Below are 25008 nucleotides of genomic sequence, written 5' to 3' on the forward strand. Positions count from 1 at the left end.
TCGCTGAACGGCTGCCAGAAATGGCTGACGGTGGCGAGCATCAGGCGACCTGCATGTGCGGTGTTGGCTGGATCAGTTCTCTGCTGGTTCCGTACACGCAGTGGCCGTTTTTGATCAGCAGGGTATGCGGAATTTGTTGGCGGACAGCCGCCAGGTCATGGCAGACCACAAGCAGTGTCCGGCCCTCGGCGTGCCAGTGGTGAATGTGTTGCCAGAGCAATTGCTGGCCGAGTTCGTCGAGTGCGGCGTGCGGTTCGTCCAGCAACAGCACCGGGGCGTCAGCAAGGCTCAGTCGCGCGAGCAGGGCACGTTGTAGCTCACCGCCGGACAGGGCCATCAACGGACGCTGTTCGAGCCCACTCAAATGCCAGTCTTCCAATGCGTTTTTCAGTCGCTGCGTGCGCAGCTGTGTCGAGAGCCGACGGCCCCAGAAACCTGCGGCGATGAGCTCTTCGAGGCTGATTGGAAACTGCCGATCCAAATGTTGCTGTTGCGGCAGAAAGGAAATGCCGCTTTGGCGTGGAACAGCCATTTCCACCTTGCCGGCCAAGGGCTTCTGCAAACCGGCGATGACTTTCAGCAGACTGCTTTTGCCGCAGCCGTTGGCGCCGATGATTGCGGTCAGGCTGGCGCTTTCGAACTCAAGACTCAAAGGCGTCGTCAGCGGTTGGCCGGGTGCGCCCCAGACCAAGGATTGGCAGCGGATCATTTTTGCTCCCGTCGCCAGCTGCTTTCGACGACGGCGTCATGGGCATGCAGGCTTTCGGCGTGGATCACGCGGATGTGGAATTGGTTGATGCCGGGCGTGCGCTGCAGTGCCAGATTGAGGCGGCGCGCGGCGTCTTCGCAGAACATCAGGTTTTGCCCATTGGCGAGTGCGAAGGCTTGCTCGTCGGGGCGCTTTACTGCGGTCTGTACGGCGGTGCCGAGGGCCGCTTCAGCGTCATTGATAATCGCGGTCAGCGGTAGCTCGTCGATGAAACTGTCGAGATGCAGGTGCAGTTGCGCATAGCTGCGTTGGCTGTGCGGCGTCGCTACGATCCCTTTGGTTGAGCCAAGCCATGCCAAAACATCTGCGTGTTGCAGAGCCTTGTTGGCGAAATCGTCGACGAATTGCTGCTGGATCAATTGCCTTGCCAAGGCTGCGGAGCATGGGCAGGTCGAGGAATAGGGCAGTTCAATTTTTAGTTCCACGTGGAACATTTGCTGTTTCAGGCTCGCTGAAATGGACGCCGGATAGGATTTCCACCCGGCCAAGGGGCTGACCAACGCGGGTCGTTTCAGCAACAATTCGGTGTGAATATTCAGATACGCGCAGGCGGATAGACCTTGATGGCTTGTCAGAAAACACTTGAGTACCTGATGCAGCAAAGCGGGAGAAAGGCTTCGCTGTTCGAGGGTTTCGAGTGCCAGATACAAGCGCGACATGTGAATACCACGCGCTTCACCATCATCGAGACTCACGCCAGCGTCGACTCTGGCGCTGAGGCATTGGCCTTCAAGCACAACGGGTAGAGCAATCCCACGCATGCCTACCCAGTCGAGGGGCAGTGCCAAGCGTGCAGATTGGGCGGCGATATCCGGGAGAGTAAGAGCATTCATGGTTGAGACCGTCGTATTGATCTCTTTTTACGTTACATTATAACAATCCATTCAGCGATGCTTTTTTCATGAAAAGGTTTTCACTAGCAGCCCGTCATCCGGCTGCAAGTGAACCTTACGCTGCTACCGCCCGAGCTGGAGAAGCGGTTGATGGTTGTCCAGCCGACACGACGGGTGTAGCCAACCCAAGCCTCGCCATCGGAGGCGATGCCGGTAAAAAAGGTCAATTGGCCGAAGCGGCTGTTGGTTTGCGCCCAATAGCGATGGCCGTCCTTCTCGAATCCGCGCAGGTAAAGCGTGGTGCCTACCGTATTGACGCTATAGGCATTGCCGTCGGCGTCCACACATGCCAGCAAATTAGCGCTGCGCGTGCAGTGCGCGAGCGCCGGCATTTGCGCTTGGGCTTGGCCGGCCAGCGACATAGCAAAGCTCAAAAGCAGGTGCTTCAACCCATTGTTCATTGGGAATTTCCACGATCGGTGCTGCGACAAATTACGAATTCTCCTGTGTCGGACTGGCAAGCTTTGATTGTTATACTATAACATCATCCGTAACCAGCCTGAGCCGCCGATTACAATCGTTTGCCTTCATTTTCCCGAGTAAATGGAGCGCAACACGCCAAGCGCACACCTAAAAGCGCAAATCGGCTGCCATTTATGAGGATTATCCAATGTCAGCCAAATTGCCCGTCACCGTACTTTCAGGATTTCTCGGTGCCGGAAAAAGTACACTTTTGAATTACGTACTACGTAACCGAGACGGATTGCGCGTTGCGGTGATCGTCAACGATATGAGCGAGATCAACATCGATGGCAGTGAAGTCCAGCGCGATGTCAGTCTGAACCGTGCGGAAGAAAAGCTCATTGAGATGAGCAACGGCTGCATTTGCTGTACGTTACGCGAAGACCTGCTTGAAGAAGTCAGCAAACTCGCTCGCGAGGATCGTTTCGATTACCTGCTGATCGAATCCACCGGCATTTCCGAACCGCTTCCGGTTGCTGAAACCTTCACCTTCCGCGATGAACAGGGGCAAAGCCTCGCCGACATTGCCCGCCTCGATACCATGGTCACCGTGGTCGACGGTGTGAATTTCCTGCTCGATTACCAGGCGGCCGAAAGCCTCGCCTCTCGCGGCGAGATTCTCGGTGAAGAAGACGAGCGCTCCATCACCGATCTGTTGATCGAGCAGATCGAGTTTGCCGACGTCCTGCTGATCAGCAAAATCGACCTGATCAGCCAGCACGAGCGTGAAGAACTCACCGCCATCCTCAAGCGCCTCAATGCCCAGGCTGAAATCATTCCAATGGTGATGGGCGAAATCCCCCTGGAGAAAATCCTCAACACCGGTCGTTTCGATTTCGATCAGGCCGCACAAGCGCCCGGATGGCTACAGGAACTGCGCGGTGAGCACGTCCCGGAGACACAGGAATACGGCATCGCCTCGACGGCCTACCGCGCGCGCCGGCCATTTCACCCGCAACGCTTCTTCAGCTTCATCGATCGGCCTTGGCTGAACGGCAAGCTGCTGCGCTCCAAAGGCTTCTTCTGGCTGGCCAGCAAACCCACCGATGCCGGTAGCTGGTCGCAGGCTGGTGGCTTGATGCGGCATGGATTCGCCGGTCGCTGGTGGCGTTTTGTGCCAAAGAATCAATGGCCGCAGGATCAGGAAAGTGTCCAGGCGATCATGGGAAACTGGATTCCAAGCGTAGGAGATTGCCGCCAGGAGCTGGTTTTCATCGGTCAGAACATAGATTTCCTACAACTGACCGCCGAACTCGATGCCTGCCTTTTGACCGACGAAGAAATGGCCATGGGTGTAGAAGGCTGGCGTTCGCTGCCTGATCCATTCGGCCCTTGGCACGAAGAGGCCGCCTGATGCTCGCACTCAAGGATCAGCCGCTTCTTACCCGTCAGCAGCACCAGGGTGTGACCCCGGAAACGTTGACGCGAATCCTGGACGACCAGACCAATCTCGCCGTCTGGCAACGCCAGTTGCCCGTGCACATTGCCGACTTTGCGCAATTGGTGCTGTCGCTCAACGAGCCCTTGGCCGAGTCGCTGTGTTTGGAATTGCCCGACGAAGATGCCGAACCGGATCTCGCCGGTCTGGCTGCAGGGCTGCGTGATCTGCAAGGTTTCGAAGGTTTCATGAGCGATCTCAAATGGCTGATCAGTGCCTTCGCCTGCCTGCTGGGGGCGCGGCGTATCGGCGTGCGTTTGCGTGTGCTGGACAAGGCCATGTGTCCGCGCTTCCACGTCGATCACGTGCCGGTGCGCTTGATCACTACTTACGCTGGCATCGGCAGCCAATGGCTTGAGGAGGGCGCGATGGATCGCCTGCAACTTGGCCAGGCCAATGCCGAACCGCAAGATCCAGCGTCGATTCGTCAGCTCAACAGCGGCGACGTCGCGCTGCTCAAAGGCGAAAAATGGCACGGCAATGAAGGCTTCGGCCTGATCCATCGTTCGCCGCAACCGGCACCCGGTGAACGCCGTCTGTTGCTGACCCTCGACTGGCTCGGCTGACACATCAGGGCTTGCGCCAGGCGCCCTGGCTCTGGCCTTCGCAATAAGGCTTGAGATACGCCGCATCAGTGGCCACGCCGTAATAGTGGATATCCTGGCGATAGGGCATATTGGCGACTTGCGCGTTGCTGCACACGCCGAAAGCGCCGCTGGGGCACTGGTCGACGTATTGCACCTCGACCTTCTGCCCGGCCAGCGTCGGTTGGCAGAAGCCGTCATTGAACAATTTCTGCGGAATCGTCCGGTTCTGCTGACAGACTTTGACGTCGAGCCGTTCGCCCTGTGTGTGCACCACGCAGGCCTGAGCCCACGCTTCACTCGACAGCAGCGCCAACAGCAACGACCATCCCGACCAGCGCATCTTCGATCTCCTCAATAACTGTCCGCAGAAAAGTGCCCGCCATGTTGCAGAACATTCCGACCCACGTCATCGCCGGCCCGTTGGGCGCCGGCAAGACCAGCCTGATTCGTCAGTTGCTGGCGCAACGGCCTGCGGACGAGCGCTGGGCGGTGCTGATCAACGAGTTCGGCCAGATCGGTCTGGATGCTGCATTGCTGACGAATGACGCCGATGGTATCGCACTGGGTGAGGTGGCCGGGGGCTGCCTGTGTTGCGTCAATGGCGCGCCATTCCAGATCGGCCTCGGCCGCCTGCTGCGCAAAGCCAGGCCAGATCGACTGTTTATCGAGCCATCCGGGCTGGGCCATCCGGCGCAGTTGCTCAAGCAATTGAACGAGGCGCCGTGGCTGGGCGTGCTGGCGGTTCAGCCTTGTGTGCTGGTTTTGGACGCTCAGGCACTGCACGCGGGTAGAACCCTGCCGGACGCCCAGCAGCAAGCGTTGGCCAGCGCGGGTTTGCTGTTGTTGAACAAGGCCGAAGATCTCGATGAAGCGGTTCGAGAGAAAATCGCCAGCCAGTTGCCGCCCGTCAGGCTGATCTGGACGCAGCAAGCCCAGCTATCTCTGAGCGAGCTTCCGGGGCTGGCAGTAAAAGCGAACGAAGGCGCAGGGCATCTGCCGCTGCCGACTGGATTGGCACAGCTGCCAGCGGTCTGGAGCGATCCGGCCGAACCGATTTGCCTGAGTCAGGCGCAGGAGGGTGGGTGGAGCATCGGTTGGCGCTGGCATCCGCGGCAGGTATTTGATCAAGCACGCATCGCCGATTGGCTGAGAGCGCTGGACTGGAAGCGGGCGAAACTGGTTATCCACAGCACGGATGGCTGGGTTTCGGGCAATGCGCTGGAGCATGCCGAGCTGAGTTGGCAAGCCAGCGAATGGCGAAAAGACTCAAGAATCGAGCTGATCTTCGCCGAACCGCAGAATATCGAACAGCTGCAAGCCGGTTTGGCTGAATGCCGGATTCAGTGAGTCAGCTCAGGGCTTCCACTTGGTATGTTCCTGGCGCCACTGGCTCAGCTCGATGACTTCGGCGCGAGGCTTGTGCACTTCGACTACCGGCGGCGTATCGTCGAACGGCGCCGGGTAGGGTGCCAGTTCAATCTGCGCACTGTGCGCGCCGAACTGGGTGACGGTGCCGTTGTGGCGGCTTTCGCCGGTCACGGTGAACTCGAAGTTGTAGACCCGCGCCAGTCGCCGGCGACCGTTGGCATCCCTGATCAGACCGATTTTTTTCAGCGCGACGTTACCGTCCAGCAGTTCAACGCCAACATTGGTGCAATGCTGCTTGACCCGCTCCAGCGCGCGCTCGCGCAAGCCGTGGTTGTGCCATAGCCAGGCACCAGCGGCGGCGAACAGCATCAGCACGAAGATGTTTTCCAAGGTCAGCATCTACATCGAACTCCAAATGATGGCGTCAGCTTAACTGCCTCGCCGGTCTGTCGTACAGGCTGTGTTTCGTCGCATACTGCGCGGCTTGAATTTCAATCGTTTTACGGAATGACCCGAATGAAACGTACGCCTCATCTGCTCGCCATCCAGTCCCACGTGGTGTTTGGCCACGCCGGCAACAGCGCTGCGGTTTTTCCGATGCAGCGCGTCGGGGTCAACGTCTGGCCGCTCAACACCGTGCAGTTTTCCAACCACACCCAGTATGGTCAGTGGGCCGGGGAAGTGCTGGCGCCGCAGCAGATTCCCGAGCTGATCGAAGGCATCGCCGCAATTGGCGAGCTGGGCAACTGCGACGCGGTGCTCTCCGGTTACCTCGGCAGCGCCGCGCAGGGACGGGCGATTCTCAGCGGTGTGGCGCGGATCAAAGCGGTCAATCCGAAGATGCTGTACCTGTGTGATCCGGTCATGGGTCATCCGGAAAAGGGTTGCAGCGTGCCCACCGAGGTCAGCGATTTCCTTCTTGATGAGGCCGCGGCCGTGGCGGACATCATGTGCCCGAACCAGCTGGAGCTGGACAGTTTTTCCGGGCGCAAGCCGCAGTCGCTGTTCGATTGCCTGGCGATGGCACGGGCGCTGCTGGCGCGCGGACCGAAAGCGGTACTGGTCAAGCACCTGGATTACCCGGGCAAACCGGCGGATGGCTTCGAAATGTTGTTGGTGACGGCTGAGGGCAGTTGGCATTTGCGCCGTCCGTTGCTGGCGTTTCCACGTCAGCCAGTGGGCGTCGGCGATCTGACCTCTGGTCTGTTCCTGGCGCGGGTACTGCTGGGCGACAGCCTGCTGGCGGCATTCGAATTCACCGCAGCGGCAGTGCATGAGGTGTTGCTGGAAACCCAGGCGTGCGCCAGTTATGAGCTGCAACTGGTGCGGGCGCAGGATCGCATTGCGCATCCGCGGGTGAAGTTCGAGGCTACCGCGATCAGTCTGTAAGACCGCGTTGCCCCCATTCGCGAGCAAGCTCGCTCCCACATTTGGTTTGTGTACGCCAGAGAGCCAGTGTGGGAGCGAGCTTGCTCGCGAAAGCGTTGTTCAGAGCGCTAAAAATCTCAGGCGTCGCCCTTGATCTCCTGATAACGCTTCTCCAGCTCCTGACGAATCTGCCGGCGCTGCTGCGCTTGCATGAAGCGGCGTTTGTCTTCGCTGTTCTGCGGTTGCAGCGGTGGCACGGCGGCCGGTTTGCGCTGATCATCCACCGCGACCATGGTGAAGAAGCAGCTGTTGGTGTGGCGCACCGAGCGTTCGCGGATGTTTTCGGTGACCACTTTGATGCCAACTTCCATCGACGTGTTGCCGGTGTAGTTGACCGAGGCGAGGAACGTCACCAGTTCGCCGACATGAATCGGCTCGCGGAAAATCACCTGATCCACCGACAGGGTCACCACGTAGCGCCCGGCATAACGGCTGGCGCAGGCGTAGGCCACTTCGTCGAGGTATTTGAGCAGGGTGCCGCCGTGGACATTGCCAGAGAAGTTGGCCATGTCGGGGGTCATCAGTACCGTCATCGACAGCTGGGCGTTTCCGGGTTCCATAACGTTCTCACGGATCAAGGCTGATTGCAGGAAGCGCCTCTGCGGGCACCTGGTGGCTTTTCAAAAAGCACCGTTATCGGGACGCCGCGCGGCGGGCCGCCGTCACGCCGGTAGCGATCTGTTTCCATATATTGCACCGGCTTCCAGAGCGAAGTCGCGGTGTTAACCTGCAAAAGCCCTGCCCAAGGGCAATTCCTACATTAAAAGCGGATTTTTACCCTGCTCGCGCAGAACGTCTGACGTCTGTCCGCGCGCCTCGTCATCAAGGAGCCCACGCCATGCATGCCATCAGTTTCATTCAGGATCTGGCAGTGATCATGCTGGTCGCGGGCGTGGTAACCGTGCTGTTTCATCGTTTCAAGCAACCGGTGGTGCTCGGCTACATCGTCGCCGGCTTCATCATCGGCCCGCATACGCCACCGTTCGGCCTGATTCACGACGAAGAAACCATCAAGACCCTGGCCGAACTCGGGGTGATCTTCCTGATGTTCTGCCTTGGCCTGGAGTTCAGCCTGCGCAAGTTGTTCAAGGTTGGGGCAACGGCGTTCATTGCCGCGTTTCTCGAAATCATCCTGATGATCTGGATCGGTTACGAAATCGGTCGCTGGTTCGACTGGAACACCATGGATTCGTTGTTTCTCGGCGCGATTCTGGCGATCTCCTCAACCACCATCATCGTCAAAGCGCTGAACGATCTGAAGATGAAGAACGAGCGCTTTGCGCAGTTGATCTTCGGTGTGCTGATTGTCGAGGACATCCTTGGCATCGGCATCATCGCGCTGCTGTCGAGCATCGCCGTCAGCGGCACGGTGAGTTCGGGTGAAGTGTTTTCCACGGTCGGCAAGCTGTCGCTGTTCATGATCGTCGCGCTGGTCATCGGCATTCTGTTGGTGCCGCGTCTGCTGGCTTATGTGGCGAAATTCGAAAGCAACGAGATGCTGTTGATCACCGTACTCGGCCTGTGTTTCGGCTTCTGCCTGCTGGTGGTCAAGCTTGAATACAGCATGGTGCTCGGCGCTTTCCTGATCGGCGCGATCATGGCTGAGTCGCGGCAATTGCTGAAAATCGAACGATTGGTCGAGCCGGTTCGCGACCTGTTCAGTGCGATCTTTTTTGTCGCCATCGGGCTGATGCTCGACCCGCTGATTCTCATCGAATACGCCTGGCCGATTGCGGTAATCACCGTCGCCGTGGTGCTGGGCAAGATGTTGTCCTGCGGCCTCGGTGCGTTTATCGCTGGCAACGACGGACGGACCTCACTGCGGGTCGGCATGGGGCTGTCACAGATCGGCGAATTTTCCTTCATCATCGCCGCGCTGGGCATGACCTTGCAGGTCACCAGCAACTTCCTCTATCCGGTCGCTGTGGCCGTGTCGGTGATCACCACGCTGCTGACGCCGTACCTGATTCGCGCGGCGGATCCGTTGTCGATCAAGCTCTCGGCCGCTGTGCCCAAGCGGCTCGGACGGGTGCTCGGCATGTATGGCGAATGGTTGCGCAGTATTCAACCGCAGGGCGAGGGTGCGCTGCTGGCGTCGATGATCCGGCGGATCCTGTTGCAGGTCGGGGTCAATCTGGCGCTGGTGATTGCGATCTTCTTTGCCGGCGCATACTTCGCCGAGCGCATGTCGTTGTGGCTGCAGGACTGGATCAGCGATCCGAGCTGGCAGAAGGCATTGATCTGGGGCGGAGCGTTGCTGGTCTCGCTACCATTTCTGATCGCGGCTTATCGCAAGCTCAAGGCGCTGTCGATGCTGCTGGCGGAGATGGGCGTCAAGCCGGAGATGGCCGGGCGTCACACGCAGCGAGTGCGCCGGGTGATCGCCGAAGTGATCCCGATTCTCTCGCTGCTGGTGATTTTCCTGCTGTTGGCAGCCTTGTCGGCCAGTATCCTGCCGACCAACAAGCTGCTGGTGCTGATCGCCGTCGTCGCGGCCGCCGTGGCGGCGCTGCTGTGGCGCTGGTTCATCCGCGTGCATACGCGGATGCAGGTGGCCTTGCTGGAAACCCTCGACAACCACAAGGAGTCGTCGGGGCATTGACCTGCCGGGGCGTGTGGCGGATCAGCTTTCCAGCCAGACGTCCCGCGCCCAGTGCCACACCGATTCCCATGATTCTTCGGTGATCAGCTCTTCTTCGCCGGACCACAGCACCACGGTGCCGTCTTCTTCAACGCAGTAGTAGTCGTCGCCGTCCTGGCAGATCGGGATCAGGTCACGCGGCACGCCGGCGTCCCAGGCATTGGCGGCAACGTCCGGCAGATAGGTGTGCGATTGCGGGTCGGTGACGGTCACCGGCTCGAGGCTGCCATAGACCACGTCGCTGACGGTCAGCAAAAACTCTTTGAAGACGAACGGAATGTTGATGAAGAGTTCTTCTTCGATCTCCACCAATTGGTCTTCGTCTGGCAATTCCAATGGAACCGGCACGGGTTCGTTGGCTTCGCGCAGTTGTTCGATGATTTCTTCCACGTCCGGGATCCTCTTGCTTGAATGGCGCGGTTTATATGGGCCGGTTTATACAGTAGCTCGCCATAGATGCAACCGTGAAATGAAAAACCCCGGCCGAGGCCGGGGTTCTGTTACTGCAAGTGAAGCGCAGCAGGGATCAGCCGTTCTGGCGGATACCGGCGACCAGCCAAGGCTGGTTGTCGCCCTGCGGACGTTCCATGTTCCAGCTTTCGCTGAACACTTCGCCCTGGTCGAAACGCGAGGTTTTCGACACGCCGGTGAAGGTCAGGGTGGCGATGGTCTTGTCGGCACGATCGTCGACGCCGTCCAGCTGCACCTGCAGGTTGTCGATGTAGGTCGACTGGAAGCCGTCGCCCAGATCCGCACGCTCACGCTTGAGGAACTCAAGCATTTGCGGGGTCACGAACTCGGCGATCTTGTCCATTTCGTTGGCGTCCCAGTGCTGCTGCAGCGACTGGAAGTGGCTGCGCGCGGCTTCAAGGAAGCGCTCTTCGTTGAACCAGGCCGGTGCATTGATCACCGGACGGGCAGCAGCCGGAGCGGCCGAACCACCGAAGATCGAACCCATGGCGGCAGGCTTCTGCTCGAACACTTCACGCTGCATCGGCGCGCCGGCCGGAGCGAATTGCTCCTGCTGCTTGCGACGACGGGCGGCGATGAAGCGGAAGATCACGAACGCGATCAGGGCCATGATCAGGATGTCGAAGATCTGCATGCCCTGGAAGCCGTCGCCCATGAACATCGACGCGAGCAGGCCACCGGCGGCGATGCCCGCCAGCGGGCCGAGCCAGCGCGACGCACCGCCGGCCTTGGCTGCGGCGCCAGCAGCACCGGCAGCGCCAGCGGTCGCTGCTGCGCCGCCCACGCCTGGAGAAGAAGGAGCCATCTGGCTGGTCTGGTGCGTCGGCGCAGCGCCGGCGCTTTTGCCACCACCAAAGCGCTTGGCGTTGGCGTCGAGGCTCATCGTCAGGCCGATGCACAACGCCATGGCGATGCTAAGAAAACGTTTCATAAAGGGTATTCCCGTTTTGTGGAGACACGCGCGCCATGTTGCACAGCTGAAGTGTTACTGGCTAGCGAGAGAGTGTTTCGGGCTTTTGCCTGACAGGTCGCGTTCAGCTTGGCGAGGCAATCAGCCGATGTACTTTTGTCTGTAGGAAAAGGCGATAGGTTCAGAGGGATTGATGTACTTGCGTCGCATAACCTGCGGGAGCGAGCAGGCTCGCTCCCACATGGGTTCAGTGCCGGTGGTTAGATCGCTTCCAGCTTGGCATAGCCGAGCATCAGCCACTTGCTGCCTTCGCTGAAGTTCACCTGCACCCGGGCCTGGGCGCCGGAGCCTTCGAAGTTGAGGATCACGCCCTCGCCGAAGATCGAGTGACGTACGGCCTGACCGAGCACAAAACCGGTTTCCGGAATCTCGCTGCCGCTGAACAGGCTGCTGCCGCTCATCGACTGGTTGCCGCCGAACGGTCGGCTGACGCTATTGGACAGGCGCACTTCCTGAATCAGGCCTTTCGGCACTTCGCGGACGAAACGCGACACCTTGTTGTAGGTTTCGCTGCCGTACAGGCGCCGGGTTTCCGCGTAGGTCATGACCAGATTCTGCATCGCCCGGGTGATACCGACGTAAGCCAGACGCCGTTCCTCTTCAAGACGCCCCGGTTCTTCCAGGCTCATTTTGTGCGGGAACAGGCCTTCTTCCATGCCCACGAGGAACACGTAAGGGAATTCCAGGCCTTTGGCGCTGTGCAGGGTCATCAGCTGAACGCTGTCTTCGTGCTCGTCGGCCTGAGTGTCGCCGGCCTCCAGCGAAGCGTGGCCGAGGAAGGCCGCCAGTGGCGTCAGTTCTTCGTCCTCTTCGGTGTTCTCGAAGTTGCGTGCGGCGCTGACCAGTTCCTCAAGGTTTTCCACCCGGGCCTGGCCTTTCTCACCTTTTTCCGCTTCGTGATAAGCGATCAGACCGGACTGCTCGATGACGGTTTGCGTCATCAGGTGCAGCGGCATCTCGGCGCACTTGGCAGCGAGGTTCTCGATCAGTTCGATGAACGCACCGAGCGCACTCGCGGCGCGACCGGTCAGGCCTTTGTTGGCCACCAGTAGGCGCATCGCTTCCCACATCGATACGTCGCTGTGTCGCGCATGCTCGCGAATCGCTTCGACGGTTTTCTCGCCGATGCCCCGCGCCGGTACGTTGATCACTCGCTCCAGCGCCGCGTCGTTGCCGCGACCCTCAAGCAAACGCAGGTACGCCATGGCGTTCTTGATTTCCGCGCGTTCGAAGAAGCGCTGTCCGCCATAGATGCGGTACGGGATCCGCTCGCGCAGCAGGGCTTCTTCAAGCACCCGCGACTGGGCGTTGGAACGGTACAGAATGGCGATATCGCTACGGGCCAGACCGGTTTTCAGCGCGCTTTCGATGGTTTCTACCACGTAGCGCGCTTCGTCATGCTCGTTGAACGCGGCGTACAGGTTGATCGCTTCGCCGTCGCCGCCGTCGGTCCACAGCTCTTTGCCGAGACGCCCGGTGTTGTTGGCGATCAGCGCGTTGGCGGCTTTGAGGATCCCGGCGGTGGAGCGGTAGTTCTGCTCCAGACGAATCGTCTCGGAGTCCGGGAAGTCGGAAGAGTACTGATGGATGTTCTCGATCTTCGCCCCGCGCCAGCCGTAAATCGACTGGTCGTCGTCGCCGACCACCATCAGGCTGTCGCCGCCCTTGCCGAGCAGGCGCAACCAGGCGTACTGCACGGCGTTGGTGTCCTGGAACTCGTCGACCAGAATGTGCCGGAAGCGCTTTTGGTAGTGCGCCAGCAGGCCGGGGTGATCGCGCCACAGATCGAGCGCGCGCAGCAGCAGTTCGGAGAAATCGATCACGCCAGCCCGCAGGCACGCCGACTCGTAGGCTTCATAGATGCCGCGCATGGTGGCCAGGAACAGGTCGCCGCTGGCCTGAATGTGTTGCGGCCGCAGACCTTCGTCTTTCTGGCCGTTGATGAACCACTGCGCCTGACGCGCCGGCCAGCGTTGCTCGTCCAGACCGAGCTCGCGGATCACCCGCTTGACCAGACGCTGCTGGTCATCGCTGTCGAGAATCTGGAAGGTCTGGCTCAGGCCCGCTTCCTGCCAGTGCGCCCGCAGCAAGCGGTGCGCGAGGCCGTGGAAGGTGCCGACCCACATGCCGGCCGGGTTGATGCCCAGCAACTGCTCGATGCGATGGCGCATCTCGGCAGCGGCCTTGTTGGTGAAGGTCACCGACAGGATGGAGTGAGGCGAGGCGTTTTCGACCTGGATCAACCAGGCGATACGGTGCACCAGCACTCGGGTTTTACCGGAACCGGCGCCGGCCAGGACCAACTGACGGCCAACGGGGGCTGCTACGGCCTGGCGTTGGGCATCGTTGAGGGAGTTCAGCAGAAGGGAGAGATCATCGCGCATCGGGGCATTCTAGGGTGCGCCGCAGGCCCGGGCAAACCGTGCGTTGCATTAGCCGATGAAAGTGCTGCCGATGACGACCGGTCGGTCACTGGCTGCAGGCTTCGGCCCGTCTCGCCTGAGGGGTTGCAGCGGTGCGCAAGCGGCGGAAAATTTCCCCGCAATTGTGATCGGCAGCAGTTTGGCATCGGGATCGGCTTGTGTATGCTCCGTCCACGTTTCGGGCGCACGCCCTCCTATAAGAACAAGAACGTTGCCCATGATCCTCAGCGCCGAACTGTCGGGGCCCTCCGTGGACCCCCGGGTGATCCGCAAGCACTATGCCGTCGAAATGGCGGTGGAGCGCACGCGTCTGCTGTATCAGGGCTCGTTGTTGCCCACGCTGTTCATGTTGATCAATGGTCTGGTCTGCGCCGCTTTGCTCTGGAGCCCGCAGCGCTACTTCGTGGTCAGCGTCTGGCTGGTGTGGCTGCTGTCGCTGGTCGCGCTGCGGGTGATTCAGGTAGCCGCGTTCGATTCGGCGATTCCTGATCGTCAGGCCCAGCCGATCTGGTTCCGCATGTTCCTGCTCGGTTCGACCATGACCGGCCTGACGCTGGCCGGAGCCGGCATCGCTCTGGTACCCGCTGACAACTTCATGCAGCAAGCCTGGGTGTTTGGCCTGATCGGCGCGGCAACGCTGTCGGCCAGTGTCGCCTACGCGGTGAGCCTGCCGGCGTTCCTCTCGTTTACCTTGCCGTGCCTGCTGCCAGCGATCGGCTACCTGTTCTGGGGCGGCGACGATCAGGCCCGGGGCTGGGGCTGGCTGGGTCTGATCCTGCTCGGTTCGTTGAGCGTGGTGGCGTGGCAGGTCAATCGGCTGATCGACCGTGGATTGCTTCGGCGTTTCCAGAATCAGCACCTGATCGAGCATTTGCAGCAAGCGCAGACGCGCAGCGAACAACTCAATCAGGAGCTGGGCAAAGAGATCGAACAGCGCCGCTGTGCCGAGGCGCAGTTGCGTGAAGCGCAGGTCGATCTCGAAGATCGCGTGGCCCAGCGCAGCCGCGAACTGGATGCCGCCAATCAGGCCCTGAGCAAAAGCGAAGCGCGCTTGGCGCTGGCGCTCAAGGCCAGTGAGCTCGGATTGTGGGACTGGAATCTGCAGACCGACGAGGTCCATCACACGCAGATTCAGGAACTGTTCGGCCTCGCCCCGGAATACGTCACCGCGCTGCTGCGCGACCTCAAGCCACGACTGCATCCTGAAGATGTGCCGTCACTCAAGTTCGCCCTGGTCGAGCATCTGAAGGGGCGCACCGAGGATTATCAGGTCGAATATCGCCTGCGCCACGGCGACGGTCACTGGGTGTGGATCGAGGACCGTGGCCGCGCCGTGGAGCGCAGCGCCAGCGGCCGGGTGATCCGTATGGTCGGCACCCGTCGCGATATCAGCGCCAGCAAAAGCCTTGAAGAGCAGCAGCGGCTGGCGGCGACGGTGTTCGAAGCGGCCAGCGAAGGCATCGTGATTCTGGACCCGGAATACGCGCTGATCGCGATCAACCAGGCTTTCAGCCGGGTTACCGGTTACGAGATAGACGACATGCTCGGGCGCAACGTCGTCGAGTTGCCGTGCAGCCGCGATGCCCGTCGTCACTATGTGGCGATCCGTCATGCGCTGGAGCAGCACGGCAGTTGGCAGGGCGAACTCGTGGAAACCCGCAAGAACGGCGAGCTGTATCCGCAGTGGCTGCAACTCAATGCCGTGCGTGATAGCCGTGGCAATGTCAGCCATATCGTCGGCTTCTTCGCCGATCTCTCGGCGCGGCGGGCCTCGGAAGAACGCCTGCGCTATCTGACCCATTACGACGAGCTCACCGGCCTGGCCAACCGTTCGCTGTTCCGCGAACGCCTGCACGAAGCCCATCAGCGCGTGCGCCAGGGCGGGCGCCGCAGTCTGGCGTTGCTGCACATCAATCTCGATCGCTTCAAATTGCTCAATGACAGTCTCGGCCATGAAGTCGCCGATCAGCTCCTGCAGAAGATGGCCCGGCGGCTGGTCAATGCCTTGCCGGAAGCCGACACCATTGCGCGCTTGTCCGGTGACGAATTTGCCGTGCTGTTCGATGCCTACGGCAATCTGTCGAGCCTGGCACGGGTAGCGACGCGGTTGTCGGCCAAGCTGCGTTTGCCGCTGAGCGTTGACGGGCATGAACTGGTGGTCAGCGCTTCGATGGGCATCAGCCTGTTGCCGGACAACGCGCGTGAGATCTCGGCGCTGGTCAGCCAGTCGAACATGGCCATGCAGCATGCCAAACATCTGGGCGGCAACAATTTCCAGTTCTTCACCGACAGTCTGCAAGCCAGCACACTCGAGCGTTTGCAGCTGGAAAACCACTTGCGCAGGGCCATTGAAGAACAGCAACTGACGGTGTTCTACCAACCGAAACTGTGCCTGCAAACCGGCCGCATGAATGCCGCTGAAGCGCTGGTGCGCTGGGATCATCCGAGCATGGGCCAGGTGCCGCCGGCGGACTTCATTGGCCTGGCCGAAGAGACCGGTCTGATCGGGCCGATCGGCGAATTCGTTTTGCGTCAGGCGTGCTGGCAAGCGTGCGAATGGCAGCGCCAGGGCCTGGCGCCGATCCGCGTGTCGGTGAACCTGTCGGTGCATCAGCTGCGCCAGGGCAAGCTGGTCAGTCTGGTCCGGCAAGTGCTGGAAGAAACCGGGCTGGCGCCGCACTGCCTCGAGCTGGAGCTGACCGAAAGTCATTTGCTCGACAGCGTCGAACACATCATTGCGACGTTCCAGCAACTGCGCGATCTGGGAGTGAAACTGGCGATCGATGATTTCGGTACCGGTTATTCGTCGTTGAGTTACCTCAAGCGCATTCCGGTGGATTACGTGAAGATCGATCAGGCGTTCATTCGCGGCTTGAGCGAGGGCAGTGCGGACGCAGCGATCACTCGCGCGATCATCGCCATGGCCCACGGGCTGGCCCTGAAAGTCGTGGCCGAGGGCGTCGAGCGTGAGGATCAACTGGCATTTCTGCGCGCCGAACACTGCGACGAAGTGCAGGGTTATCTGATCAGCCGGCCGGTAGACGCTGCTTGTCTGGCCGGGCTTTTGCGTGATCAGAAAAACCCGCCGTAAGGGCTACATGCTCCTCAGCGTGCCTGACGCCGGGACATCGAGTTACGCATTGAGCAGGCAAAATGCCCTTTCATGTAGTATAACTACAAGCTTGCTACATCCTTGCCCACAAGAAGAGTCCAACCCCTTGAATCTGCTGCAACACATCGCCCAGTCACGTCACCTGTTACGCAAGTCGGAGCTCAAGGTCGCCGACCACGTGCTGCTTGACCCTGCGGCGGTGATGCACAGTTCCATGGCCGACCTGGCTCACAGCGTCGGCATCAGCGAGCCGACCATCGTGCGTTTCTGCCGCGCGATCGGTTGTTCCGGCTTTCAGGACCTCAAGCTGAAACTGGCGCAAAGCCTGGCCGCCGGCGCCAGCTTCGGCCAGTTCGCGATCCACGAAGACGACTCCGTCGCCGACTACAGCCTGAAGATTTTCGACACCACGCTGCACACCTTGATGGAAGTGCGCGAGAAGCTCGACCCGGTCGAGTTGCAGCGCGCAGTGACGCTGATGTCCCAGGCGCAGCGTGTCGAGTTCTACGGCTTCGGTGCTTCCGGTGCGGTGGCAGCGGATGCACAGCACAAGTTCTTCCGTTTGCTGCTGACCGCGGCGGCGTATTCCGATCCGCACATGCAGGCGATGTCGGCTGTGACGCTGAAGCCTACCGATGTGGCGATCTGTATTTCCCAGTCGGGGCGCTCCAAGGATTTGCTGATCACCGCTAACCTCGTTCGCGAAAGCGGGGCGTCGTTGATCACCCTGTGTCCGAGCCAGACGCCGTTGGCCGAACTGTCGACCGTCAATCTGGCTATCGATGTGCACGAAGACACCGAGATCTACACGCCGCTGACCTCGCGAATCGCCCACCTGGTGGTGATCGACGTGCTGGCAATGGGCGTGGCCATGGCGCGCGGGCCGAGCCTGGTCAATCACCTCAAGAGCGTGAAGCGCAGTCTGCGCAGTTTGCGTTTGTCTCCAAAAGCCGTGAAAGCCCTGGATGATTGAGCAAGGTCGTTCCGACCTTGTTCGCGAGCAGGCTCGCTCCCACTGGGGACCTCCTGAGAACACAAACTCTGGGTCATAATGGGATCAGATGTGGGAGCGAGCCTGCTCGCGAAAGCGTCTTCAACAACAGCATATCCCTGCGCACATTTCATCACATTGTCATCCCCGCGCAGCCAAACCGTCATCCCCCACGCCTATCGTGAAACTCCCGTACTCGCCTTGGGAGAATCGAAATGGCTCAGCCCTACGAAGAACGCAACAGCGCCGCGAAAACCCGTCGTCAGCAGGAAGATCAGCGCCGCATGGAATTTCGCCGCGCAATCGAAGATCGCTTCGAACTTCGCCAGCTTCAGGCTGAGATCGGCGATTTTCCCGAGATCACGCACTGGCAGGCGACGCCCGCAGCTTCCCGTCGAAACGCTCAACCATCGCAATAATCTGCGCCCGCTCGCTGCGGATGAACGCCAGGAAGGCGTGCGCCACCGGTGACAGCCGCTTGGCTTTGGCCTGCACCAGACACCAGCTGCGCAGCAGCGGCAACTCTTCGACCGGCAGCTCGACCAGGCCGCCGGTCGCCAGCTCCAGGTTCAGGGCGTGGCGCGTCAACAGCGCCAGGCCCAGACCCGCCACCACGCATTCGCGCTGGGCTTCGGCGGACGCTACTTCCTGGGTCTGGGTGAAATGCACGCGCTTTTCCTTGAAATATTCTTCGCAGGCCAGACGCGTGCCCGAGCCCTGCTCGCGGATCAGCAGCGTATACGGCTCCAGATCCTGCAAGCGCAGCGGGCCCATGTGCGCCAGCGGGTGATCCGGGCGCGCCACGGCGACAATCGGATTGTTGAGAAACGGCAGAAATTCCAGGCCCATGTCCTGCGGCACCATCGACATGATCACCAGATCATCGCGGTTGTCCGAGAGGCGGCGGATGACCTGGCCACGGTTGACCACAGTCAGCTGCAAATTGACTTCCGGATGCTGGCGCTTGAACGCAGCAAACAAATGCGGCACGAAATATTTCGCGCTCGATTCCACTGCCAGTTTCAGCTGACCCTGCAGCGAACCCTGCATGTCCGACAGTTGCATATCGAGGTTTTCCAGCCGCCCGAAAATGTCGCGGCTGGCGCGTTGAAGGGCTTCGGCCGCCTCGGTCATGTAGAGTTTTTTGCCGACATAGTCGAACAGCGGCTGGCCAATCAGCTCTTCAAGCTGACGAATCTGTAGGCTCACGGCCGGTTGTGTGAGGGACATTTCCTCGGCGGCGCGGCTGTACGAGCGTAAATCACACACCTCATTGAAGATCTGCAACTGACGCAATGTCATACGCATCAATGACTTACGCATTTTATTCAGGCTCTCACGGAACACGGATACTTTGACTATAAGTGTTTACTTATGCCTGACCCAATTTTTATTCATTTTTGTTAATCCCTCAGCAGCGCTAGTGTGGACCTGCGACTGAATTGAAACATTTGGTCACGCGTCGACCTGGCTCCAGCAGGTCGTGGTGCCACCGGCTCAAGGGAACCTCCAAGTGATAAAAAAGATCCTGATCGCCAACCGTGGTGAGATTGCCGTACGCATCGTACGAGCCTGCGCCGAAATGGGCATTCGCTCGGTTGCGATTTTCTCCGATGCCGATCGCCATGCCTTGCATGTGAAGCGTGCGGACGAGGCCCACAGCGTCGGTGCCGAGCCACTGGCCGGCTACCTGAACCCGCGCAAGCTGGTGAACCTGGCCGTGGAAACCGGCTGCGATGCGCTGCACCCCGGCTACGGTTTCCTGTCGGAAAACGCCGAGCTGGCGGAAATCTGCGCTGAGCGCGGCATCAAATTCATCGGCCCGTCGGCGGAAGTCATCCGGCGCATGGGCGACAAGACCGAAGCGCGGCGCAGCATGATCAAGGCCGGCGTACCGGTGACGCCCGGCACCGAGGGCAACGTCTCCGGCATCGAAGAAGCCTTGGTTGAGGGCGACCGCATCGGTTACCCGGTAATGCTCAAGGCCACCTCCGGTGGTGGCGGTCGCGGTATCCGTCGCTGCAACAGCCGCGAAGAACTCGAACAGAACTTCCCCCGGGTCATCTCCGAAGCCACCAAGGCGTTCGGTTCGGCGGAAGTGTTCCTGGAAAAATGCATCGTCAATCCCAAGCACATCGAAGCGCAGATCCTTGGCGACAGCTTCGGCAACGTCGTGCATCTGTTCGAGCGTGACTGCTCGATCCAGCGCCGCAATCAGAAGCTGATCGAGATCGCGCCGAGTCCGCAGCTGACCCCGGAACAACGCGCCTACATCGGCGACCTGTCGGTTCGTGCGGCCAAGGCTGTGGGTTACGAGAATGCCGGCACCGTGGAGTTTTTGCTCGCCGAGGGCGAGGTGTACTTCATGGAAATGAACACGCGGGTGCAGGTGGAACACACCATCACCGAAGAAATCACCGGCATCGACATCGTCCGCGAACAGATTCGCATCGCTTCCGGCCTGCCACTGTCGGTAAAGCAGGAAGACATCCAGCACCGTGGCTTTGCGTTGCAGTTCCGTATCAACGCCGAAGACCCGAAGAACAACTTCCTGCCGAGCTTCGGCAAAATTACCCGTTACTACGCCCCCGGCGGCCCGGGCGTGCGCACCGACACGGCAATCTACACCGGCTACACCATTCCGCCGTTCTACGACTCGATGTGCCTGAAACTGGTGGTCTGGGCGCTGACTTGGGAAGAGGCGATGGACCGTGGTCTGCGGGCGCTGGACGACATGCGTCTGCAGGGCGTGAAGACCACCGCCGCGTACTACCAGGAAATCCTGCGCAACCCGGAATTCCGTAGCGGCCAGTTCAACACCAGCTTCGTTGAAAGCCACCCGGAACTGACCAACTACTCGATCAAGCGCAAACCCGAAGAGCTGGCCCTGGCCATCGCCGCCGCCATCGCCGCCCACGCAGGCCTGTGAGGAATACAAGAATGAGCAAGAAAATCTTCGTAACAGACACCATCCTGCGCGACGCTCACCAATCGCTGCTCGCCACCCGCATGCGCACCGAAGACATGCTGCCGATCTGCGACAAGCTCGACAAGGTCGGCTACTGGTCGCTGGAATGCTGGGGCGGCGCGACGTTCGACGCCTGTGTGCGCTTTCTCAAGGAAGACCCTTGGGAGCGCCTGCGCCAACTGCGTGCGGCGCTGCCCAATACCCGCCTGCAAATGCTCCTGCGCGGGCAGAATCTGCTCGGCTATCGCCATTACAGCGACGACGTGGTCAAAGCCTTCGTCGCCAAAGCAGCGGTGAACGGCATCGACGTGTTCCGCATTTTCGATGCGATGAACGATGTGCGTAACCTGCGTGTTGCCATTGAAGCAGTGAAGGCTGCCGGCAAACATGCGCAAGGCACCATCGCCTACACCACCAGCCCGGTGCACACCATCGAGGCTTTCGTCACCCAGGCCAAGCAAATGGAATCCATGGGCTGCGACTCGGTGGCGATCAAGGACATGGCCGGTCTGCTGACTCCATACGCCACCGGTGAACTGGTGCGCGCGTTGAAAGCCGAGCAGTCGCTGCCGGTGTTCATCCACTCCCACGACACCGCTGGCCTGGCCGCCATGTGCCAGCTCAAGGCGATCGAAAACGGTGCCGACCACATCGACACCGCGATCTCCAGCTTCGCCTCGGGCACCAGCCACCCGGGCACCGAATCAATGGTCGCTGCGCTCAAGGGCACCGAGTACGACACCGGCCTGAATCTGGAGCTGCTCCAGGAAATCGGCCTGTACTTCTATGCCGTGCGCAAGAAGTACCACCAGTTCGAAAGCGAATTCACCGCCGTCGATACCCGTGTGCAGGTCAACCAGGTGCCGGGCGGGATGATTTCCAACCTCGCCAACCAGTTGAAAGAGCAGGGCGCTCTGAACCGCATGAGCGAAGTGCTCGCAGAAATCCCGCGCGTGCGTGAAGACCTTGGCTTCCCGCCGCTGGTGACTCCAACCTCGCAGATCGTCGGCACCCAGGCATTTTTCAACGTACTGGCCGGCGAGCGCTACAAGACCATCACCAACGAAGTGAAGCTGTATCTGCAGGGCGGCTACGGCAAGGCACCGGGCGTGGTCAATGAAAAACTGCGCCGTCAGGCGATCGGCAGCGAAGACGTCATCGACGTGCGCCCGGCCGATCTGCTCAAGCCGGAAATGACCAAGCTGCGTGCCGATATCGGTGCACTGGCCAAGTCCGAAGAAGACGTACTGACCTTCGCCATGTTCCCGGACATCGGCCGCAAGTTCCTCGAAGAGCGTGCCGCCGGCACCCTCACGCCGGAAGTGCTGTTGCCAATCCCGGAAGCGGGCGCCGTTGCTTCGGCGGGCGGCGAAGGCGTGCCGACCGAGTTCGTCATCGACGTCCACGGCGAAACCTATCGCGTCGACATCACCGGTGTCGGCGTCAAGGCTGAAGGCAAGCGCCACTTCTATCTGTCCATCGACGGCATGCCGGAAGAAGTGGTGTTCGAGCCGCTCAACGAATTCGTTGGCGGCGGCAGCAGCAAACGCAAACAGGCCTCGGCACCAGGCCATGTCAGCACCACCATGCCGGGCAACATCGTCGATGTGCTGGTCAAGGAGGGCGACAGCGTCAAGGCTGGCCAGGCGGTACTGATCACCGAAGCGATGAAGATGGAAACCGAAGTCCAGGCCGCCATTGCCGGCAAGGTCACCGCGATTCATGTGGCCAAGGGCGACCGGGTCAACCCGGGCGAAATCCTCATCGAGATCGAAGGCTGAGATAACAGTCGCGATCCAACGCTTTAAACCTCGGGGGAGCATGTGCTCCCCTTTTTTTTGCCTGTGATTTTCCGACCTTGTCAGGTCATTGCCAGGGATCACATATGGGAGCGAGCCTGCTCGCGAATGCGCCAGGTCAGCCAATAGCATCTTTGCATGATCCACAGCTTTCGCGAGCAGGCTCGCTCCCACAGGAGGCGTGCTTGATCCGTCAGAACGCCATGCGCCATTGACCCGCTACGCCATACGTTCGGCTGTCATTACCTAGCTCACCCGTTAAGCCCACGCCCAGTGTGTGCGCCGCCGAAAGATCAAGGTCGAGCCCCGCATCCACCGCGAGGCTGTTCCGATCCAGTGCCGCCCCGGTCACTTCAAAGCGCTTGCCGCCCTTGCGCAGTTGCTGGCGGGTGCCACTGTCGATGTCACCGTAGGTATGTTTCCAGCCTGCGCTCAATCGCGGGGTCAAATGCATGCCGTTATCCAGCGTATTGACCTGCGCAACACGCAGACCGAAGGTGCTGCTGAAGTTGTCGCGGGTCTGGCCGTAGATTTTCAGTGCCGCGTCGCCGCCCTTTTCGTTGTAGCTGTCGCCCTGATAACGCTGATAGCCGAGGCTGGCGTAGGGCTCGAGGGTGACGCTATCCCGGCCCAGATTGAACCCGACTTCGGCGAATGCCTGTTGAGTATGGGCGTCGTAGTTGCCCTTGAGACGATCGCTGAAACCCTTGAACGCGACCCGCCGTGTGCTGCTGCCGTCATGGCTGGCGTAGGTCGCGCCGAGGCGCAGTGACAGCGGGCCATCCTGACGCATGGCGTAGGCGCCCAAGTGCCAGTTGTCGAGGTCGCCGTCGTACTGTCGGGCATCGAATTTCGTCTGCGATTTGCCGGCAATCAGGCCGACATGCCAGTGCTCGTCGAGTCGCCAGTCAGCGCCCACGACCAGCCCTTGCGTGGCATGTTGGAGGATGCCGTCAGCGTCGCGATCAACCTTGCCGCCGTGGCCCAGCGCCTGAATCCACACCCGCCCGGAGTCTTCGCTGCCTGCGGCCTGACGCGGTGAACTGCGCGAGCCGTCAGTAGAGCCGGAACGGTTGTCCAGTTGGCGCATCGCCGAGAGCATGCTCGTACTGACCGGCGTGATACTGCTCAGCGTGGCTTTGGCGAGGTTGGCATTGCTGCCTGCGGCAAGTTGATCGAGGGCGATGGGCGCGGTGGTTTTATCGCTGGTCAGCAGTGCGGCGACGGCCCTGTTGGTGCCGATATCGAAAGCTTGAGTGGAAGCCCCTCGATTATCCAAGCTCTGCGCAATCGAACGAGCACTGCGTGTTCGGGCCAGTTGTTCGAACCCTACATCGTTGCGCACGTAGTGCAGGTTCACCGCGCTTGGCTCATAGGAGAGCGTTGGTGTCATGTAGGCCAGATTGGTGGTGACCTCACCGAACTCGCCATCAATGACGTTTGCAGACAACAGCCGATACTCATTGGTACGAGCGTAGTCGCCCGGTACGCCATAAATCTCGACACGCGCACCTCCCAGGCTCGCGGTGCCCTGAACATGCACGGGATCTGAGCCGCGGTCGGCAGATACGGCGTAAGAAAACACAGCGTCCTCATGGAGCGTCAGATTGCCTTTGATATTGGGAGAGCCGTGTTGCTGGCTGGCAAGCAGGGTTCCTGCGACATATAGCCCCGTCACGTGTCCATAACCGCCAAAAACCGCTCCCGGGTCGACATCGACACCATTGATCGATGCGTAGTTGAGCAGCACGGCGTCGGCTTTGACGTCAGCATCACCCTCGAAAGCGTGACGCAGGGTCCACTGTCCACGTGCGATACGCATGGCTGAGAAATTGCGCGTCTCACCGATCTCGCCGCCTTCTACGGCATTGAACAGCAACCCGTTCGCACCTTTGCCACCGTCCAGGCGACCGTCCCAACGGGCGCCCTTATTGATCACCAGCAGGTCATCTCCATCGCCCAGTTGCAGGGATACGCCGTCGATATTCTCGAGCGGGCTCGAGACAAAAGAGCGCTGCGTCGTGATCGCCAACATGTCGCGTTCAAACGGGTCGACAAGATCGAATTCCTCATCGCCGGTTTCCACCACTACGAACTCTGGAAACTCCAGCCCTTCATAAAAGGCCGGACTGAAATCCTCGATCGCAACCGTCGCGCGTACGGCATCGACCGAAGGCGCGTCAGAGGCCTGCGTGGGCGACGGAGAAGTGTGCTCCAGCGGGCCGATGAATTCCTTGATCGCAAACAAGTCATCAGGATCCACTTTCGGTGTGGGTGTTTTCTTCTTTCGAGGCTTGGCGGTTTTGTCTTCGCTGATCTGCGCAGAAACCTGGACGTCGGGCAGCTGTTCGATGGACGCCTCGGCAGATCCGATCGTCAGCGCGATCGCCAAAGCGAGGTGATGGGGACGGTATTTGTGTAGGGCAGGCATCGAGTTCAACCTCCTTGTATGAAAGGCTCAACTCTATTGCTGCCTTGAAAAAAACGATGTCGGTCGGCTCCTGATGCTGTGCAGGCTACATCGGATCGTTCTGTCGAAAATCCTCGCGGGATTTCGCAAACAGAGCTTTTACGCAGCATCGCCGGTTCTTTTTCCTACGGCTTGGTACTGTTGGCGCATTCTTATCGGAGTGAGGTCAGGCGCTTACCTGCATTATTTTGCATGCACCCTGCCAATGGCTAAGATAG

21 protein-coding genes are annotated in these 25008 nt (G+C 60.3%); 10 read left to right on the forward strand and 11 right to left on the reverse strand.

Annotated features, from left to right (window positions below; translation table 11 throughout):
- Positions 1–40: 40 nt before the first annotated feature.
- From D8U82_RS19850 to D8U82_RS19860, 3 genes are all read right to left on the reverse strand, one after another.
- A complete protein-coding gene (locus D8U82_RS19850; RefSeq protein WP_130902816.1) occupies positions 41–709 on the reverse strand; it encodes an ATP-binding cassette domain-containing protein in 669 nt (222 codons plus the stop codon).
- Positions 706–1602: a GTP cyclohydrolase FolE2 gene (gene folE2 / locus D8U82_RS19855; protein WP_130902817.1), complete on the reverse strand. Its 897-nt coding sequence runs from the start codon at positions 1600–1602 to the stop codon at positions 706–708. Before folE2 ends, D8U82_RS19850 begins: the two co-directional genes overlap by 4 nt.
- Before the next feature lie 83 nt (positions 1603–1685).
- Positions 1686–2063, reverse strand: a complete 378-nt coding sequence (locus D8U82_RS19860) for a glutamine synthetase (protein WP_130902818.1) — start codon at positions 2061–2063, stop codon at positions 1686–1688.
- 209 nt (positions 2064–2272) lie between these two features.
- Here D8U82_RS19860 and zigA point away from each other — a divergent pair, with 209 nt between their 5' ends.
- Both zigA and D8U82_RS19870 read left to right on the forward strand, forming a co-directional pair.
- Positions 2273–3478 carry a zinc metallochaperone GTPase ZigA gene (gene zigA / locus D8U82_RS19865; RefSeq protein WP_125927525.1) on the forward strand — a complete coding sequence of 402 codons (1206 nt, stop codon included), beginning with the start codon at positions 2273–2275 and terminating at the stop codon, positions 3476–3478.
- Positions 3478–4128, forward strand: a complete 651-nt coding sequence (locus D8U82_RS19870) for a DUF1826 domain-containing protein (RefSeq protein ID WP_125927524.1) — start codon at positions 3478–3480, stop codon at positions 4126–4128. Before zigA ends, D8U82_RS19870 begins: the two co-directional genes overlap by 1 nt.
- A 4-nt stretch (positions 4129–4132) precedes the next feature.
- Here the strand turns inward: D8U82_RS19870 and D8U82_RS19875 are convergent, their stop codons facing one another.
- Positions 4133–4489: a hypothetical protein gene (locus D8U82_RS19875; RefSeq protein WP_016772443.1), complete on the reverse strand. Its 357-nt coding sequence runs from the start codon at positions 4487–4489 to the stop codon at positions 4133–4135.
- A 41-nt stretch (positions 4490–4530) separates the two neighbouring features.
- Between D8U82_RS19875 and D8U82_RS19880 the strand changes: the two genes are divergently transcribed.
- Positions 4531–5496: a CobW family GTP-binding protein gene (locus tag D8U82_RS19880; RefSeq protein ID WP_130902819.1), complete on the forward strand. Its 966-nt coding sequence runs from the start codon at positions 4531–4533 to the stop codon at positions 5494–5496.
- Positions 5497–5502: 6 nt separating this feature from the next.
- Here D8U82_RS19880 and D8U82_RS19885 read toward each other — a convergent pair whose 3' ends face one another.
- Positions 5503–5916 (reverse strand): DUF3301 domain-containing protein, encoded by a 414-nt coding sequence (locus tag D8U82_RS19885; RefSeq protein WP_038861179.1) that lies wholly within the window; start codon positions 5914–5916, stop codon positions 5503–5505.
- A gap of 117 nt (positions 5917–6033) precedes the next feature.
- On the opposite strand from D8U82_RS19885, the gene pdxY reads away from it, so the two are divergent.
- Positions 6034–6906, forward strand: coding sequence for a pyridoxal kinase PdxY (pdxY, locus tag D8U82_RS19890; protein WP_042608042.1), 873 nt, complete (start codon positions 6034–6036; stop codon positions 6904–6906).
- Between the two features lie 116 nt (positions 6907–7022).
- On the opposite strand, the gene D8U82_RS19895 is transcribed toward pdxY, so the two are convergent.
- Positions 7023–7505 carry an acyl-CoA thioesterase gene (locus D8U82_RS19895; RefSeq protein WP_016772447.1) on the reverse strand — a complete coding sequence of 161 codons (483 nt, stop codon included), beginning with the start codon at positions 7503–7505 and terminating at the stop codon, positions 7023–7025.
- 278 nt (positions 7506–7783) lie between these two features.
- Between D8U82_RS19895 and D8U82_RS19900 the strand changes: the two genes are divergently transcribed.
- A complete protein-coding gene (locus D8U82_RS19900) occupies positions 7784–9547 on the forward strand; it encodes a cation:proton antiporter (RefSeq protein WP_110599748.1) in 1764 nt (587 codons plus the stop codon).
- Between the two features lie 21 nt (positions 9548–9568).
- Here the strand turns inward: D8U82_RS19900 and D8U82_RS19905 are convergent, their stop codons facing one another.
- The 3 genes from D8U82_RS19905 to uvrD form a co-directional block, all read right to left on the reverse strand.
- Positions 9569–9976 carry an SMI1/KNR4 family protein gene (locus D8U82_RS19905; protein WP_007954245.1) on the reverse strand — a complete coding sequence of 136 codons (408 nt, stop codon included), beginning with the start codon at positions 9974–9976 and terminating at the stop codon, positions 9569–9571.
- A 136-nt stretch (positions 9977–10112) separates the two neighbouring features.
- Entirely contained in the window at positions 10113–10988 is an 876-nt protein-coding gene (locus D8U82_RS19910) for a Tim44 domain-containing protein (protein WP_016772449.1), read from the reverse strand.
- Between the two features lie 239 nt (positions 10989–11227).
- Positions 11228–13411: a DNA helicase II gene (uvrD, locus tag D8U82_RS19915; RefSeq protein WP_110644548.1), complete on the reverse strand. Its 2184-nt coding sequence runs from the start codon at positions 13409–13411 to the stop codon at positions 11228–11230.
- 256 nt (positions 13412–13667) lie between these two features.
- On the opposite strand from uvrD, the gene D8U82_RS19920 reads away from it, so the two are divergent.
- The 3 genes from D8U82_RS19920 to D8U82_RS19930 all read left to right on the forward strand — a co-directional run bounded on the left by D8U82_RS19920 (position 13668) and on the right by D8U82_RS19930 (position 17972).
- Entirely contained in the window at positions 13668–16541 is a 2874-nt protein-coding gene (locus D8U82_RS19920; RefSeq protein WP_130888833.1) for a GGDEF domain-containing phosphodiesterase, read from the forward strand.
- 127 nt (positions 16542–16668) lie between these two features.
- Positions 16669–17535: a transcriptional regulator HexR gene (gene hexR, locus D8U82_RS19925; protein ID WP_007962240.1), complete on the forward strand. Its 867-nt coding sequence runs from the start codon at positions 16669–16671 to the stop codon at positions 17533–17535.
- A 233-nt stretch (positions 17536–17768) separates the two neighbouring features.
- A complete protein-coding gene (locus tag D8U82_RS19930; RefSeq protein ID WP_125916905.1) occupies positions 17769–17972 on the forward strand; it encodes a hypothetical protein in 204 nt (67 codons plus the stop codon).
- Here D8U82_RS19930 and D8U82_RS19935 read toward each other — a convergent pair.
- Positions 17914–18876, reverse strand: coding sequence for a LysR family transcriptional regulator (locus D8U82_RS19935; protein ID WP_130888832.1), 963 nt, complete (start codon positions 18874–18876; stop codon positions 17914–17916). The genes D8U82_RS19930 and D8U82_RS19935 overlap by 59 nt on opposite strands.
- A gap of 190 nt (positions 18877–19066) precedes the next feature.
- Here D8U82_RS19935 and D8U82_RS19940 point away from each other — a divergent pair, with 190 nt between their 5' ends.
- A complete protein-coding gene (locus D8U82_RS19940; protein ID WP_024014853.1) occupies positions 19067–20482 on the forward strand; it encodes an acetyl-CoA carboxylase biotin carboxylase subunit in 1416 nt (471 codons plus the stop codon).
- A gap of 11 nt (positions 20483–20493) precedes the next feature.
- Complete coding sequence (gene oadA / locus D8U82_RS19945; protein WP_125927738.1) at positions 20494–22302, forward strand: sodium-extruding oxaloacetate decarboxylase subunit alpha; 1809 nt, start codon at positions 20494–20496, stop codon at positions 22300–22302.
- Positions 22303–22513: 211 nt separating this feature from the next.
- Here the strand turns inward: oadA and D8U82_RS19950 are convergent, their stop codons facing one another.
- Positions 22514–24751 (reverse strand): autotransporter outer membrane beta-barrel domain-containing protein, encoded by a 2238-nt coding sequence (locus D8U82_RS19950; protein ID WP_130902820.1) that lies wholly within the window; start codon positions 24749–24751, stop codon positions 22514–22516.
- Positions 24752–25008: the final 257 nt, after the last annotated feature.

The sequence above is a fragment of the Pseudomonas sp. Sample_23 genome (genome assembly GCF_004307595.1).
In the GTDB taxonomy this organism is placed as follows: Bacteria; Pseudomonadota; Gammaproteobacteria; order Pseudomonadales; family Pseudomonadaceae; genus Aquipseudomonas; species Aquipseudomonas atacamensis.

What these genes read in the sequence shown, in the direction of transcription:
- D8U82_RS19850 (WP_130902816.1), bottom strand. Translation starts at nt 709, where the DNA reads ATGATCCGCTGCCAATCCTTGGTCTGGGGCGCACCCGGCCAACCGCTG.
- folE2 (WP_130902817.1), bottom strand. Translation starts at nt 1,602, where the DNA reads ATGAATGCTCTTACTCTCCCGGATATCGCCGCCCAATCTGCACGCTTG.
- D8U82_RS19860 (WP_130902818.1), bottom strand. Translation starts at nt 2,063, where the DNA reads ATGAACAATGGGTTGAAGCACCTGCTTTTGAGCTTTGCTATGTCGCTG.
- zigA (WP_125927525.1), top strand. Translation starts at nt 2,273, where the DNA reads ATGTCAGCCAAATTGCCCGTCACCGTACTTTCAGGATTTCTCGGTGCC.
- D8U82_RS19870 (WP_125927524.1), top strand. Translation starts at nt 3,478, where the DNA reads ATGCTCGCACTCAAGGATCAGCCGCTTCTTACCCGTCAGCAGCACCAG.
- D8U82_RS19875 (WP_016772443.1), bottom strand. Translation starts at nt 4,489, where the DNA reads ATGCGCTGGTCGGGATGGTCGTTGCTGTTGGCGCTGCTGTCGAGTGAA.
- D8U82_RS19880 (WP_130902819.1), top strand. Translation starts at nt 4,531, where the DNA reads ATGTTGCAGAACATTCCGACCCACGTCATCGCCGGCCCGTTGGGCGCC.
- D8U82_RS19885 (WP_038861179.1), bottom strand. Translation starts at nt 5,916, where the DNA reads ATGCTGACCTTGGAAAACATCTTCGTGCTGATGCTGTTCGCCGCCGCT.
- pdxY (WP_042608042.1), top strand. Translation starts at nt 6,034, where the DNA reads ATGAAACGTACGCCTCATCTGCTCGCCATCCAGTCCCACGTGGTGTTT.
- D8U82_RS19895 (WP_016772447.1), bottom strand. Translation starts at nt 7,505, where the DNA reads ATGGAACCCGGAAACGCCCAGCTGTCGATGACGGTACTGATGACCCCC.
- D8U82_RS19900 (WP_110599748.1), top strand. Translation starts at nt 7,784, where the DNA reads ATGCATGCCATCAGTTTCATTCAGGATCTGGCAGTGATCATGCTGGTC.
- D8U82_RS19910 (WP_016772449.1), bottom strand. Translation starts at nt 10,988, where the DNA reads ATGAAACGTTTTCTTAGCATCGCCATGGCGTTGTGCATCGGCCTGACG.
- uvrD (WP_110644548.1), bottom strand. Translation starts at nt 13,411, where the DNA reads ATGCGCGATGATCTCTCCCTTCTGCTGAACTCCCTCAACGATGCCCAA.
- D8U82_RS19920 (WP_130888833.1), top strand. Translation starts at nt 13,668, where the DNA reads ATGATCCTCAGCGCCGAACTGTCGGGGCCCTCCGTGGACCCCCGGGTG.
- D8U82_RS19930 (WP_125916905.1), top strand. Translation starts at nt 17,769, where the DNA reads ATGGCTCAGCCCTACGAAGAACGCAACAGCGCCGCGAAAACCCGTCGT.
- D8U82_RS19935 (WP_130888832.1), bottom strand. Translation starts at nt 18,876, where the DNA reads ATGCGTAAGTCATTGATGCGTATGACATTGCGTCAGTTGCAGATCTTC.
- oadA (WP_125927738.1), top strand. Translation starts at nt 20,494, where the DNA reads ATGAGCAAGAAAATCTTCGTAACAGACACCATCCTGCGCGACGCTCAC.
- D8U82_RS19950 (WP_130902820.1), bottom strand. Translation starts at nt 24,751, where the DNA reads ATGCCTGCCCTACACAAATACCGTCCCCATCACCTCGCTTTGGCGATC.